At 76.0% G+C, this 13403-nt stretch carries 13 protein-coding genes and 1 tRNA gene; 4 read left to right on the top strand and 10 right to left on the bottom strand.

What is annotated here, in order from left to right:
* Positions 1–124: 124 nt before the first annotated feature.
* Positions 125–1009, bottom strand: a complete 885-nt coding sequence (locus WA788_RS21940; protein WP_435136866.1) for a hypothetical protein — start codon at positions 1007–1009, stop codon at positions 125–127.
* Between the two features lie 93 nt (positions 1010–1102).
* Positions 1103–2575 (bottom strand): hypothetical protein, encoded by a 1473-nt coding sequence (locus WA788_RS21945; RefSeq protein WP_335980131.1) that lies wholly within the window; start codon positions 2573–2575, stop codon positions 1103–1105.
* Positions 2576–2800: 225 nt separating this feature from the next.
* On the opposite strand from WA788_RS21945, the gene WA788_RS21950 reads away from it, so the two are divergent.
* The 3 genes from WA788_RS21950 to WA788_RS21960 are packed head-to-tail and all read left to right on the top strand — an operon-like array spanning position 2801 to position 5132.
* Complete coding sequence (locus WA788_RS21950; protein ID WP_335979900.1) at positions 2801–3577, top strand: LamB/YcsF family protein; 777 nt, start codon at positions 2801–2803, stop codon at positions 3575–3577.
* Complete coding sequence (locus WA788_RS21955) at positions 3574–4266, top strand: 5-oxoprolinase subunit B family protein (protein WP_335979901.1); 693 nt, start codon at positions 3574–3576, stop codon at positions 4264–4266. The genes WA788_RS21950 and WA788_RS21955 overlap by 4 nt, the downstream gene beginning before the upstream one ends.
* A complete protein-coding gene (locus tag WA788_RS21960; RefSeq protein ID WP_335979903.1) occupies positions 4263–5132 on the top strand; it encodes a biotin-dependent carboxyltransferase family protein in 870 nt (289 codons plus the stop codon). Before WA788_RS21955 ends, WA788_RS21960 begins: the two co-directional genes overlap by 4 nt.
* 419 nt (positions 5133–5551) lie before the next feature.
* Here WA788_RS21960 and WA788_RS21965 read toward each other — a convergent pair whose 3' ends face one another.
* Genes WA788_RS21965 through WA788_RS21975 form a run of 3 tightly spaced genes read right to left on the bottom strand, consistent with a single transcriptional unit; the run spans position 5552 to position 8804 of the window.
* Positions 5552–6460, bottom strand: coding sequence for an SGNH/GDSL hydrolase family protein (locus tag WA788_RS21965; RefSeq protein WP_335979905.1), 909 nt, complete (start codon positions 6458–6460; stop codon positions 5552–5554).
* Positions 6457–7650: a glycosyltransferase gene (locus WA788_RS21970; protein ID WP_335980133.1), complete on the bottom strand. Its 1194-nt coding sequence runs from the start codon at positions 7648–7650 to the stop codon at positions 6457–6459. Before WA788_RS21970 ends, WA788_RS21965 begins: the two co-directional genes overlap by 4 nt.
* Positions 7651–7682: 32 nt before the next feature.
* Positions 7683–8804 carry a glycosyltransferase family 4 protein gene (locus WA788_RS21975; protein ID WP_335979906.1) on the bottom strand — a complete coding sequence of 374 codons (1122 nt, stop codon included), beginning with the start codon at positions 8802–8804 and terminating at the stop codon, positions 7683–7685.
* A gap of 450 nt (positions 8805–9254) precedes the next feature.
* On the opposite strand from WA788_RS21975, the gene WA788_RS21980 reads away from it, so the two are divergent.
* Positions 9255–10679, top strand: a complete 1425-nt coding sequence (locus WA788_RS21980) for a HEAT repeat domain-containing protein (protein WP_335979908.1) — start codon at positions 9255–9257, stop codon at positions 10677–10679.
* A gap of 239 nt (positions 10680–10918) precedes the next feature.
* Here the strand turns inward: WA788_RS21980 and WA788_RS21985 are convergent, their stop codons facing one another.
* The 5 genes from WA788_RS21985 to WA788_RS22005 form a co-directional block, all read right to left on the bottom strand.
* On the bottom strand, positions 10919–11185 hold the full coding sequence (locus WA788_RS21985; protein WP_335979909.1) for a helix-turn-helix domain-containing protein: 267 nt from the start codon (positions 11183–11185) through the stop codon (positions 10919–10921).
* Positions 11182–11697 carry a DUF6907 domain-containing protein gene (locus tag WA788_RS21990; protein ID WP_335979911.1) on the bottom strand — a complete coding sequence of 172 codons (516 nt, stop codon included), beginning with the start codon at positions 11695–11697 and terminating at the stop codon, positions 11182–11184. The genes WA788_RS21985 and WA788_RS21990 overlap by 4 nt, the downstream gene beginning before the upstream one ends.
* Positions 11694–12575 (bottom strand): helix-turn-helix domain-containing protein, encoded by an 882-nt coding sequence (locus tag WA788_RS21995; RefSeq protein ID WP_335979912.1) that lies wholly within the window; start codon positions 12573–12575, stop codon positions 11694–11696. Before WA788_RS21995 ends, WA788_RS21990 begins: the two co-directional genes overlap by 4 nt.
* A 97-nt stretch (positions 12576–12672) precedes the next feature.
* Positions 12673–12772 (bottom strand) — tRNA-OTHER (locus WA788_RS22000).
* A gap of 138 nt (positions 12773–12910) precedes the next feature.
* Positions 12911–13333, bottom strand: a complete 423-nt coding sequence (locus WA788_RS22005; protein WP_335979913.1) for an ATP-binding protein — start codon at positions 13331–13333, stop codon at positions 12911–12913.
* Positions 13334–13403 lie beyond the last annotated feature (70 nt).

Raw genomic sequence — 13403 nt, forward strand, 5'->3', positions numbered from 1 at the left:
CGTTGTCGGGAGGGGTCGGGGTGATCGGGAGGGGTCGGGGTGGTCGGGGGCGCCTGAGGTGCTGGGTACGGGGACGGGCGCAGGTCGTCGGGTGCCGGGGGCGGGTCGGGGTCAGCGCCGGTGGTCAGGTGCCGGCGTGGAAGGGCAGCCCCGCGTCGGCGGCGAGGTCCGCTGCCTCCCCGTCGGCGGCGGGTACGAGGCTGGCGGTGCCGTCGCCGACCGGTACGACGCCGAGTTCGAGGAGCTCGGCCATCGCGGCGCTGCCCGCCATGTCGCGCACCTGGAGCTGGTAGCGGGCGGTGGTGCGGTAGGTGCCGCCGGACTCGTCGCCCGTGCGCTGGAGGAAGCCGGAGTCGACGAGGAAGGCGACGGCCTTGCCGATGATGCCGGTGGTGGAACTCGCCAGCCGCCGGGCGTCCTTGGTGGCGCCGGTGGCGCTGCGCCGGGTGTAGACGCGCCAGGCCGCCTCCAGGCCGGGGGCGTCGCTGGCCGGGTCGGTGTTCTCCCCGCTCTCGTCGGCGCGCTCCTCCAGCCGGCGGCACGCCTGCCGGACGAAGGCGTCCACGCCGTGCACGGTGATCCGGCCGATGTACCCGTCGTCGGCGAGGTCCTCGGGACGGGGGAAGGCGAGCGCTGCCGCGGCGAGGTGGGCCAGGCCGTGCAGGAAGCGGTCGCCGGAGTCGGAGGCGGCGCGGCGGGCGTAGTCGCCCATCCGGACCGCGAAGACCGAGTCCTCGGCCGCGGCGACCGCCATGCCGGCCCGCGGCGAGACCTCCAGGACGATCAGGCCGAGCCCGGCCGCCACGGCGTCGGCGATCCGGGCGAACGCCGGGTCGTCGCGGTGCCGGCGGACCAGTTCCGCGTACTCGGTGTCGCGGGCCGGGACCAGTTTGGGTTGCAGGCCGAACCCGACCAGGCGGGCGGCGTCCGCGACGTCGGCGGGCACGATCGGGGACGGCCCGGCCGCCTCGCCCGACTCCCGCGGGTCGTCCTGCCGATCGGTGCTCACGTCGTGCGTTCCTTCTGCTGCCGGGGACTGTTGCGCTGCCGGGGGTCGGTGGGGACTGCCGGCGGCCGGGGGGCGGCCGGGTACATGGGGTCGTCATCCGTCATGCTCGGCGCCTCCCGTCAGCAGCGCGGTGCCCAGGACGAGGTCGGCGCCGCCGAACTCGGGGTCGTCGAGCACAGTGCCGTCGTCCACCGCGAACAGCAGCCGGGGTTCGCCCTGGCGGTGGGCGGTGCCGACCGGCGGCGAGGCGGCGTGGATGGCCAGCAGCGCCACGAGGTAGGGCAGGTCGGGGTCCTGGCGGCGGGCCTCGGCGAGCAGGCCGGACAGCCGGCGCGGCGCGTCGGGCGGCAGGTCGAGCAGGGCGAGCGCGGACTCCAGCTGCTCGTCGCTGAACCGGGAGTCGTCGGGGGTGGCCACGAGGTCCGGTTCGGGCATCTCCGCGCCCAGGTGGTCGCGTTCGGCCGGCGGGGTGAGCAGCAGGTCGACCAGGTCGGTGACGCGGACGGCGCCGGGGGTGCGCAGACCGGTGCCGCGGGCGAAGAACGCGTCGGTGACGCGGGAGGCCTGCTCGACCGGCAGCGGCAGCAGCGGCGCGACGAGCTGCCCGTACAGGTCGAGTCCGGCGCGGGCGGGCGGCGCGGCGAACGCCTGCCGGTCCTGCTCGGCGCGGAAGAGCGGCCCGGCCTCCAGCAGCCGGGACTGGAGCTGGGTGTGGCGGCGGATGCAGTCCTTGACGATGTCCACCAGCTCGGCGGCGCGCCGCTTGTGCTCGGGCTCCTCCGCCTCGTCGCGCGCCTTGCGGATGTTGGTGAGGATCGCGTTCTCGTGCCGGTAGCGGTCGGCGACGTGGTCCAGCGCCTCGGCGATCATGTCGGGCACCTGGCGCAGCCAGTCGACCGCGCGGACGTTGCGCCGGGTGGCCTCCAGGGTGCGGCGCAGGGTCTCGGCATACTGCACCGTGCGGTAGCGGGCCTGCTCGGCGGCGAGTTGGGCATCGGCGAGGCGGCCGCGGCTGATCAGCACCTCCAACTTGACCTCGGCAGCGATCTGGGCGCTGGTGACGTCGGTGTCCAGGGCGCCGACCAGGACGTTGACCGCCTCGTCGGTGGCGCGCAAGTAGACGGTGCCGCCGGGGCCGGCGACCTCCTCGATCAGCTTGAAGTCGTAGTCCCGGCGGACGTAGGCGCCGTCGGCGCCGAACGTGCCGTAGACGGCGCGGAAGCCGCGGTCGGCGCTGCCGACGTTGATCAGGTTCTCCAGCACCCAGCGGGCGACCCGCTCGTGTTCGGCCTGGGCGCGGTCGGGGGCCTGCGCGGCGACGCGGGGCAGCAGCCTGGCCACTATCTGGTCGTGGTCCGCGCCGGTGTCGAAGTCCATGTTGAGGGTGACCAGGTCGATCGCGGCCAGCGCCACTTCGGCCATCGCGTAGACCGAGTACGCCCCGGCGAGGTTCGCCTTGCGGGTGTCGAGGTCGTGCAGCGGCGCGGTGCAGGCCAGCGCGCGCAGCCGGCGGGCCAGCCCCTCGTCGGCCGCCGGGCCCGGCGCGGGGCGCGGCGCACCCGGCAGCGGCTGCGGCTGCTGCCGCGACTGCTGCGGCGGAAGGTGCGGGACGGTCGTGGTCACCCCCCAACACTAGGCGCTGCCACCGACAACACACGAAACGGCACGGATGCGTACGGGGTGGACGGGGGGCTGTGGACAACGGGGGCCGCGCGGCCGCGGGAACTGCCATGATCGTGCCATGGGCATCGGCGGGCGATGCGCGGCGGACTCGGGGGGACGGGGATCATCATGGCGCGGCAAGCGGCGGCACCGGCGGCGATCGACCTCAACGCCGACCTCGGCGAGGGCTTCGGCCGCTGGCGGCTGACCGACGACGAGGCGCTGCTCGCGGTCGTGACGAGTGCGAACGTGGCGTGCGGCTTCCACGCGGGCGACGCGGCGACGATGCGGCGGGTGTGCGACCTGGCCGCCGCGCACGGGGTGCGGATCGGCGCGCAGGTCTCCTACCGCGACCTGGCGGGCTTCGGGCGGCGGGCGATGGACGTGCCCGCGGACGAACTGGCGGCGGAGGTGGCCTACCAGATAGGCGCGTTGGAGGTGTTCGCGCGGGCGGCGGGCACGGTGGTGGCGTATGTGAAGCCGCACGGCGCGCTGTACAACCGGGCGGTGCACGACGCGGAGCAGGCCGAGGCGGTGGTGGCGGGCATACGGCTGGCGGGGCCGCTGCCGGTGCTGGGGCTGCCCGGTTCGCGGTTGCTCGCGGCGGCGGAGCGGGCCGGGCTGGCCGCGATACCTGAGGCGTTCGCGGACCGCGCGTACACCCGGGCGGGCACCTTGGTGCCGCGGCGCGAGCCGGGCGCGGTGGTCGCGGACGAGGCGGCGGTGGTGGCCCGCGCGGTCGGGCTGGCCCGCGACGGCCGGGTGACGGCGCTGACCGGGGAGCCGGTCGCGGTCGCGGCGCGGTCGCTGTGCCTGCACGGGGACACCCCCGGCGCGGCGCTGCTGGCCGCCCGGGTGCGCGGCGCCCTTCAGGACGCCGGGCTGCGGGTGGAGGCGTTCGCATGACCGGCGCGGCCGATCCGGGTGCCGGGGTGCCGGCCGTACGGGCGTTGCGGGCCGGGGCGTCGGCCGTCCTGGTCGAGGTGGCGGACGGCGCGCAGGCGCAGGCGCTGCACGCGGAACTGGAACGGCGCCGCGCGGCCGGTGCGTTGGGCGCCGTGGCGGAGGTGGTGCCCGCGGCCCGTACGGTGCTGGTCGACGGGCTCGCCGACCCGCGGGCGTTCGCGGCGGACGTGGTGCGCTGGCGGGTGCCGCCGCTGCCGCCCGCCGCCGCTAACACCGTCGAGCTGCCCGTACGGTTCGACGGGCCGGACCTGGCGGAGGTCGCGGCGCTGTGGGGCATGTCGCCGGCGGGTGTGGCCGAGACCGTCGCGGGGACCGGCTTCCGGGTGGCGTTCTGCGGGTTCGCCCCCGGGTTCGGGTATCTGACCGGCCTGCCGCCGGAGTTGGCGGTGCCGCGCCGGGCCAGCCCGCGAACGGCCGTACCGCCGGGGTCGGTCGGCCTCGCCGGGCCGTACGCCGGGGTGTATCCGCGGTCCTCGCCCGGGGGTTGGCAGATCGTCGGGACGACCGACGCGGTGCTGTGGGACACCGGCCGGGACCCGGCGGCGCTGCTCGCGCCCGGCACCGCGGTCCGCTTCCGGGACGTCGGCCGGGCCGTCCGCCAGGACGTCCGTCTGCCGGGTATGCGGTGAGCGGCGCCGTGCTGGCCGTCGTACGCGCCGGCGCCCTCACCACCGTCCAGGACCTCGGGCGGCCCGGATACGCGCACCTCGGGGTGCCCGCCTCCGGCGCCCTCGACCGCCCGGCGCACCTCCTCGCGAACCGCCTGGTCGGCAACTCCCCCGACGCGGCGGGGCTGGAGACCACCGTGACCGGCTGCGCGATACGCCCCTCCCGCCCGCTCGTCGCCGCCGTGACGGGGGCCGCCTGCCCGGTCCGGGTGGACGGCCGCCCCGCCGCCTGGGGCGCGCCCGTCCGGGTCCCGGCCGGTGCGGTCCTCGACGTCGGCGCCGCGACCTGCGGGATACGCTCCTACGTCGCCTTCGCCGGGGGGCTCGACCTCCCCCCGGTGCTGGGCAGCCGTGCGGCCGACCTCCTCTCCGGGCTGGGGCCCGCGCCGCTGGTCGACGGTGCCGAACTCCCCCTGGGCCGCGCGCGCTTCGGCCCGGCCGGCGGCTGCGACGTCCTTCCGTACGGTCCGCTCGGTGCCGAACTCGTCCTTCCGCTGGTGCCCGGGCCCCGTGCGGACTGGTTCGCGCCCGGCGCCCTCCGTGCGTTGGCGCGCGGGCGCTACACCGTCTCGCCCGCCTCCAACCGGATCGGCCTGCGCACCCTCGGGCCGCCCGTCGCCCGGGTGCGCCATGAGGAGCTGCCCAGCGAAGGGATGGTGCTCGGGGCGGTTCAGGTCCCCCCGGACGGGCGGCCCGTCGTCTTCCTCGCCGACCACCCCACCACCGGGGGGTACCCCGTCATCGGGGTCGTCCCCTCCCCAGCGGTCGCTGCCGCGGGCCAAGCCGCCCCCGGGACCCCCGTACGCTTCGCCCCCACCTCCGCATGACGCTGCGCGGCTCCCCGCGGCTCCCCTCCTGCCCCGTGCGGTACGTACTCACCCGCGGGTGCGTCGTGGCTGGTCGCGCAGTTCCCCGCGCCCCCAGGGGGCTGCCCCCTGCGCTGCGTGCATACCCGCGGGCGCGTCATGGCTGAGCGCGCAGTTCCCCGCGCCCCCAGGAAGCTGCCCCCTGCGCTGCGTGCATACCCGCCGGTGCGTCGTGGCTGAGCGCGCAGTTCCCCGCGCCCCCAGGGGGGCTGCCCCGTGCGCTGCGTGCATACCTGCCGGTGCGGCGTCGGTGGGAGTGCCTCGGGGACGTGCGGGTTCCGCGGCGCGCAGCCCCGTCAGGGCGCGGGGAACTGCGCGACCAGCCCGCAACCGGCCCGCGGACGGACAACTCACCGCACGGGGCAGAACCCCGGGGCGTTTTACGGGGGGAGGTGGAGGGAGGCGATCGCTTGGGCCGTGGCGTGGCGGGAGGCGAGGTCGAGTTGGGCGACGTTGCCGCGCAGTCGGTGGCGGTACTCCTCGAGGGCGAGCCGGAGGAGGTCGGGAAGAAGGTCACGGCTGCGATCGGCGACCCAGCGGGACCCCTTCGTCGCCATCCACCAGGTGGAAGCGGCGCGCCCGGGGGGAGGCCGGTCGGGCTCGAGCCGGGGCGGCGGCCCACCCGCGAGCCCGCGGGAGACGAGCAGCGCGTGGAAGTCGTACGCGAGCAGGCGGTGCCCCCGTTCGCTCGGGTGGAGCCGGTCCGCGCTGAGCGCGCCGGGCGAGGTGGCCCAGGGCCGGTCGGCGGCGTGGAGGTGGAGCGCGCCGTGGTGCGCGGACAGCGCGTGCACCACGGAGTTGAGCGCGGCCATGCGGCGGGCGAGCGGCCGGGCCAGTGGCCAGGGCAGCCGCAGGACGCTGCCGGGGTCGGGCAGGCAGGCGGTGAGGATGTCGGCGCCGGCGGCACGCAGCGCGCCGAGGGTGAGGTGGAGGTCGGCGGCGACCTGGTCGATGGCGAAGGCGCCGCGCAGGGTGTCGTTGCCGCCGACGAGGACGGACGCCAGGTGCGGCCGGCACGCGAGGGCGACGGCGAGTTGGCGTCCGGCGACGTCGCCGGAACGGGCGCCGCTGCGGGCGGCGTTGACCACGTGCACCGCCCCGGGCCGCTCGCCGACGGCGTCCGCGAGGAGCGCGCCCCAGCCGCGCCAGCCGCCGGGCACCGGATCACCGACCCCCTCGCTCAGCGAGTCCCCGAGCACCGCGAACCGCAAAGCGCCGCGCGGCGCGGCCGCCCGCAGGCCGCCCCGGTGGTCGGCGCCGGCCGGGGAGAGCGGCACGTCGGTGCTCATGGCCGCGGGTCCGGCAGGGCGGCGGCCGCGTGAACGGCGGGCCGGGCGGCGGATGCGCCGTGGGCGGCGAGGAACGCGGCGACGGCGGCCGACCACGGGTGGAGCTCGGCCCGGTCCCGGGCCCTGGCGCGCCGCGCCCCCTCGGGCACCGCGAGCAGCCGCCGTACCGCGCCCGCGTACTGCGCCGGGGTCCTGGCCGCGGCGCCCGCGGACCCGATCAGCGCCGGCAGCGCGGAACGGGCACTGGCGACCACGGGCGTGCCGCAGGCCAGCGCCTCCAGCGCGGCGAGCCCGAAGGTCTCGACCGGCCCGGGCGCCAGCGCCGCGTCCGCGGTGGCCAGCAGCGCCGCCAGGTCGGCGCGGCGCGCGACATGGCCGAGGAAGGCCACCGGCAGCCGCGCCGCGCGGGCCCGTTCGGTGAGCCGGGCGCGCAGCGGGCCGTCCCCGGCGACCACCAGCACCGCGGGCACACCCTGGGCGCGCAGGTGGGCCAGCGCGTCGAGCGCGTCGTCCGGCCGCTTCTCCGGGGACAGCCGCGAGCACATGACGAGCAGCGCCTCGCCGTCGCGCGCGTACCGCTGCCGTACCGCCGGGTCGCGGTGCGCGGGGTGCCATGCGGCCAGGTCCACGCCGAGCGGGGCCCGTACGACGTTGCGCGCGCCGATCCGCTCGAACTCCGCGGCCGCCCACGCGGTGGTGCACACGATGCGCGTGTAGGCGTACGCGGAGCGGCGGTTGAGGGCGTCGCCGGCCCGGCGGGCGAACGGGCCGGGGACGCCCCAGGTGCCGAGCACGCCGTCGGCGCTCTCGTGCGAGACCATCACGGACGGGATGCGGCGGCGCCGGGCCCACTCCCCCGTCCAGCGCAGCGTGGTGCGGTCGGAGACCTCCAGGCGGTCGGGGGCCAGCCGGGCGAGCAGCGCCTCGACCGGGGCGCGGCGGGCCAGCACCCGGTAGCCGCCGGTGCCGGGGATCTCGACGCCGGGCAGGGTGATCACCCGTCCCTGCGGGGTGGATTCGTCGGAGTGCTCGGCGCCGGGGATCACGAGCACCGGCTCGTGGCCGGCGGCGGCGTACCCCTCGCCGAGGTGCCGCAGCGCGGTGCGCAGGCCGCCGGAGACGGGCGTCACGAAGTTGGCCACGCGGACGATGCGCAGCGGTCCGGTCGCGGCGCCGCTCGGGCAGCTCATGGCGCTCGGGGTGCCCGGGGAGCTCGTGCCGCTCATGCCGCGGCCGCCTGGCGGTCGGTGAGGACGTCGGCGTAGTGGTCCAGGAGCTGGTCGCCGACCGCCTCCCAGGTGCGGGCGGCGACCTGGCCGCGGGCGCGGGCGCCGTAGCGGGCGCGCAGGGCGGGGTCGGCCTGGAGCCGCCGTACGGCCTCGGCGGTGGCGGCGGCGTCCAGCGGCGGGACGAGCAGGCCGGTGCGCCCGTGGTCGACCAGGTCGAGCGGGCCGCCCGCGGCGGGCGCCACCACCGGCAGGCCGCTGGCCATCGCCTCCTGGACGGTCTGGCAGAACGTCTCGAACGGCCCGGTGTGGCAGAACACGTCGAAGGAGGCGTAGATCCGGGCCAGTTCGCCGCCGGTGCGGCGGCCGAGGAAGACCGCGCCGGGCAGCGCGGTGCGCAGTCCCGGTGCGCTGGGCCCGTCGCCGACGACGACCACCCGTACACCGGGCAGCGCGCAGGTGGCGGCGAGCAGCTCGACGTGCTTCTCCGCGGCGAGCCGGCCGACGTAGCCGACGATCAGCTCGCCGCCGGGGGCCAGCTCGCGGCGCAGCGCGTCGTCGCGGCGGTCGGGGTGGAACCGGCGGGAGTCCACGCCCCGCGCCCACAGGTGCACCCGCGGCACCCCGTGGCCGACCAGGGCCTCCACCGAGGCGGTGGAGGGCGCCAGGGTGCGGGCGGCGGCACTGTGCACGGCGCGGATACGGCGCCAGGCGGCAGCCTCGCCGGTGCTCAGGTACGTCCTGGCGTACCCGGCCAGGTCGGTCTGGTAGACGGCGACGGCGGGCACGCCGAGCCGGGTGGCGGCGGCCATCCCGCGCGCGCCGAGGACGAAGGGGCTGGCCAGGTGCACCAGGTCGGCGCGGTGCGCGGCGACGGCCGCGGCGGTGCGGCGGCCGGGCAGCGCCACCCGCACCTGCGGGTAGCCCGGCAGCGGCAGCGACGGCACCCGTACGACGGGGCAGGGGTCCTGGCCCGGTTCCGGGACCAGGGGGCCGGCGGGGGCGACGACCAGAGGGTCGTGACCGCGCCGGACGAGGTGTTCGGCCGTGCGCAGCGCGCAGTGGGCCACTCCGTTGACGTCCGGGGGGAAGGACTCGGTGACGATGGCGACTCTCATACGGTGGTTGTCGCCGGACCGGGAGTTGTCAGGGCCACGTGGATCTTTCCCGAAGGGGAACGCCCCATGAGCGTTGGGCTCGCAGCTCACCCGGGCCGTGGGCGGCGCACCCGGAGCCGCGGGGCGGGCCCGGTGGGCCGGTCGGCGGCCCGGTGGGCGGCCCTGTTGGCGGCCCGGCGACGGGCGGGCAGCGCACGGACGGCGCACAGGTGGCGCGTAGGAAGGGCGCGTACGGCGGCGGGCGGGCGGACCGCGCGGGAGGGTGCCGGGCGAGCGGGTGCGACAGCCGGGGGCCGGAGTCGGTAGGCTTCCGCCGCCCCGTCCCCACGGGAGTCCGCACGGCCGCCAGGCATGAAACGCCCGGTGGCCGGTAAGGATGCCGGACGGCGTGACCCGCCTGGCCACGGAAATCCCGTTGCCATGAGACCCCCCGCACCGGATGCTGACCTCATGTTCGACCCAGACATAGCGCCCAGTGGCACCCTTCTCGGCCTCCTCCAGCGAGGACGCGGGGACGGGCCCCTCCATGCCCTGGCGACCGAGCGCGCGGAGGCACTCGCCGCCCTGGAGCAGTGCGTACTGCGCGACCCCCGCCTGGACTGGCGGGTCGAGTCGCGCTCCTTGTACTACGCGCGGCTGTACTCCGATCTGGAGGGCCCGCTCGACGGGATCGAACAGCACCTCTTCCATCCCGACGACCTGCTCGCGCCCGACGAGCACCGCTGCGGGCTGGCGCTGTCCGTGCTGGGGCACCTGGCGGGGTACGGCCGCCGCGACGCGCTGCGGCTGCTGCGCCGCTACGCCGCGACCGGCGGCTGCTGGGCCTGGGCACTGGACGAGCTGGCCGTGCGGGACAGCGAGGCGGGGCTGCGCGCGCTCGGCCCCGCGGTGGTGGCCCGCTTCCCCGCGACCGAGGAGGGCGACGCGCAGCTCGCGCTCGCCGTCCGCGAGGCGTACGAGCCGCGGCCGTGGCAGCTGTGGGCCGAGGACCCCGCCCACCCCGACACCGCGGCGCGCGTGCGCCGCGCCGGCGAGCAGGTGTCCTTCGACCGCTGGCAGCGGCAGATGCGGTCCGCCGGGCCCGCGCCCGGGTGGGGTGTCGCGGCCGTGCTGGAGTGGGCCGAGCAGGGGCTCGCGCAGTATCCGGCGCTCGAACGGGACCAGCCCGCCGCGCGCTGTCTCGCCTCCGTGGCCGGGCCGGAGGACCGTCCGGCGCTCCTCGCGGCGGCCCGCGGTGGGCCCTCGGCCGCGCGTGCCGCGGCCCTGCGGTACCTCGTCGACCGGCGCGACCCCGAGGCGTTCGCCCTCGTGGAGGCCGCGGCGGCGGAGGGGTCCGGCGCGGACGAGCGGGTGGTACGCGCGGCCCTGGAGGCGTTCGAGCGGCGCGCGGACGAGGGGGCGTGCGCGCGGGCGCGCGAGTGGGCGGCGCGCACTGACGCGCTCGGGTACGCCGCCGCGCGCGTCCTCGCGCGGCACGGCGGCAGCGACGACGCCGACCTGGTGCTGGCGGCGCTGCGGCGTGCCGTGCAGGGGGGCGGGGCCGACGCCGACGGGCTCGACGCGCTCGTCGAAGGGGCCGGGCGGCTGTCCGCGTGCCGGGCCGCGCCCGTGCTGCGGCATCTTTACCGGGAGACGTCCTCCTCGCAGTTGCGCGGGGTGGCCGCCCACGCGCTGGCCGCCACCGATCCCGGCTTCGCGGCCGGGTTCGCGGTGGAGTGCCTGTGGGACTGCGAGGAGAGCACGCGGGAGCTGGCGGCGCGGAAGGCCGCGTCCGGCGATGTGCGGGTGCTGGCGCAGTTGCGCCGGCTCGCCGCCGATCCGGCGGAGGAAGTCGACGTCCAGGCGGCAGTGCGGGGGCGGCTCAGCGCGGGGTGAAGCTGCCTCCGGCGGCGGGAGGAGGGTGCGGTGCCCCTGCGGGGCGTTGTCCGGGTGCGGGTGCGTTGTGGCTGGGCCCTTCCCCGCGCCCCTGCGGCCACCCGCCGCTGTGGTCGCGGATCGTGTCCCGGCCGCAGGCCGGTGGCCTGTTGCGCGCGCAGTTCCCCGCGCCCCTGGGGAGGTGCCCCTTGCGCATCCGGCATTGGACTGGGCGACCCGTCACATCGGCCGACGGCCGATCAGTAGCGCCGTCGCTCCAAGGCGACCACGGGGCAGTTCAGCGCACGGGCGATCTTGACCAGGTTGGCCGGGGTGGCGTTGCGCCAGCCGGATTCGATCTCGCCCATCAGCTGCACGGAGATCCCCACTTCTGCGGCCAGCTGCCGCTTGGTCAAACCCGCCCTCTGTCTCGCCCAGCGAACCACCACCGGTTCGTGGTGAAGCTCCTTCGGACGCCACCGACCGCGCCGCACCGTCACGGCACCGGCTGCCGCGTCCCGGCTCACGGGCGTGGTTCCGTCGCGGTGTGGTGGTGCGTCTGCCAGTCCTGGTAGATCGCGGTGAAGGTGGGCCGCACGTGCTGGTCGAGGTAGTCCGTATGGGCCTTCAACCGTGCGATGAGCGCGGCCAGTTCGCCCGGATCGGCGCAGACCGTCTCCTCGGTGTCGCTGACCTGGACGGTCAGGACGGGGTCTACGGGCCGGTCGGGGGCTTCGCGCTCGGCGCAGGGGTGGCAGGTGATCGCGGCGAAGGGCGTCACATAGTCGTCCTCCTCCGCGCCGTCGCCGGGACCAACCAGCGAGCCCGCGAGGTCATCGAAGTAGCGGAACAACTCGACATCACACGCGGCCACAGGAAGACGGTCCGGGTCGATGCCGGACGCGCTCGGGTCCTCGTACGCCCACGGCGGCAAGTACCCGGACACCGTCACACCGTTCGTCGCGGTGAGGCGCCACGTACCCGGTGTGCCGGTGGTACGTAACTCCGCAACGGCAGCGGCTTCTTCATCAGCGCTCACGGCTCAATGTCCTTCGCCGCCCCACCCCCGGTGTGCTCCTCCAGCAGCGCGCGCAAGAACGTCAGCGAGGCCGCCGGCGTCAACGCCGCGTCCCGCAGCATGTCGTACGCCAGCCGCAACGGCTCGACCTCCTCCGGCTCCTCCACGACGTGACCGCCACAACTGCTCCGCGCGTACGCGACCATGCGGCCCTGCGGCAGGAAGATCAACTCCAGCGGACCGGGCAACTGGTGCGGCCCCGCACCGAACGGCACCACGTGCAGCGACACGTGCGGTAACTGGGCCACCTGGACGAGATGTTCCAACTGCTCACTCCACGTGCGCGGGTCGCGTGCCTTCCTGCGCAGCACCGCTTCATCGATGAGGGCCCGGTAGTGCAACGGGTCCGGGTCGGCCAACCGCTCCTGCCGCGCCAACCGCCCGGCGACCTTCGCGTCCACCTGCTCGGCTCCGCCCAGGCGCAACAGACGCACCTGCTCCTGCGCATAGGCCCGCGTCTGGAGCAGGTCCGGCACCGCGCTGTTCACGTACTCCTGAATGCCGACCGCCACCGCCTCCAAAGCCGCCAGCCCCACGAACGGCCGGTCCTTCGCCTCCTGCTTCGCCAGGTGCCACAACTTCACCAACAGGTCGCCGGTTCCGTACACCCGGTCCAACGCGGCGGCCGCGTCCGCCGTCCCCAACCGCTGTCCCCGCTCCAACCGGTGCAGATACGACTGCTCGTAAAGGCACAGCTCCGCCAGTTGCACCAGCGTCAGCCCCGACTCCTGCCGCCGATAAGCCAATTCACTCGCATACCACTCCCGCGCCGACAACCACTCCCAGTCGGCAGGTTCACGCCTTCCGCTGCTCCCCGTACTGGTGTTGTCCATGGCCATGCGGAAATCCCCTTCGTACGATGCCGTCCGTGATGGTGATGGTGATGGTGCGGTGCGACCGATCCACGCGGGAAGACCGGCGCGGCGGGCCGCCAAGTCCCCTTGTCCGGAATCGAACCGGAGTCGTCGGGCGTTTCCGCGCAATGAACGGAGAAGCGCGGAACAGCCCGGGCTCTTCCTGACTGAGCTACAAGGGGATTCGCGAGGGAACAGCTAATGGCGGGGCGGATCACCCGCGAAGGCGAGCCCTATCTCGACCCCGCACAGCAACGCCAGACCGACCAGCACCACGATGCCGACCCAGCCAACCAACAAGATGGGCCCCCACCGGCGAGTCATCTGGCGGCCTCGCAGACGAGTTCTCCCCATACCGTCTTGCCGAAGGCCAGACGGTCAGCTCCCCAGCGCTCGGTCAGGTTGAGCACCAGGGCGAGGCCACGTCCACGCTCATCATCGGCGCGGGGGTCCCGGGGCTGGGGCAGGGTGCGCGACCGATCAACCACGTCAATGCGCACGGCGTCGCGCGCGGGGCGGGTGACCGTGACCCGAATCAAGCGCGAGGTGGTGTGCTGACTGGCGTTGGCGACCAGCTCTGTGACGACAAGGGCGCCGTCGTCCGCAAGGACGGCCATCCCCCAGGCGCACACGGCGGCCCGGACCAGCCGACGGGCGGCTTCCGCGCTCTCGGCGGTACAGGGAAGCGTCTCGGAGTACCCGGGGTTTCCTCGGGGGAGTGCAATGGTGTGCACGGTCATCATGTGGCCTCGGTCAGCGTGGATTCGCGGGTCTCGCCCGCCTCGTCCGCCACCGTCACGCCGGTGGCTGTCA

It is taken from the genome of Streptomyces sp. CA2R106 (genome assembly GCF_037034245.1).
GTDB lineage: Bacteria > Actinomycetota > Actinomycetes > Streptomycetales > Streptomycetaceae > Actinacidiphila.

Coding starts and splice junctions, on each gene's coding strand:
- WA788_RS21950 (WP_335979900.1), top strand. CDS start 2,801: ATGGCGCGGCAAGCGGCGGCACCGGCGGCGATCGACCTCAACGCCGAC.
- WA788_RS21955 (WP_335979901.1), top strand. CDS start 3,574: ATGACCGGCGCGGCCGATCCGGGTGCCGGGGTGCCGGCCGTACGGGCG.
- WA788_RS21965 (WP_335979905.1), bottom strand. CDS start 6,460: ATGAGCACCGACGTGCCGCTCTCCCCGGCCGGCGCCGACCACCGGGGC.
- WA788_RS21970 (WP_335980133.1), bottom strand. CDS start 7,650: ATGAGCTGCCCGAGCGGCGCCGCGACCGGACCGCTGCGCATCGTCCGC.
- WA788_RS21975 (WP_335979906.1), bottom strand. CDS start 8,804: ATGAGAGTCGCCATCGTCACCGAGTCCTTCCCCCCGGACGTCAACGGA.
- WA788_RS21980 (WP_335979908.1), top strand. CDS start 9,255: ATGTTCGACCCAGACATAGCGCCCAGTGGCACCCTTCTCGGCCTCCTC.
- WA788_RS21995 (WP_335979912.1), bottom strand. CDS start 12,575: ATGGCCATGGACAACACCAGTACGGGGAGCAGCGGAAGGCGTGAACCT.
- WA788_RS22005 (WP_335979913.1), bottom strand. CDS start 13,333: ATGATGACCGTGCACACCATTGCACTCCCCCGAGGAAACCCCGGGTAC.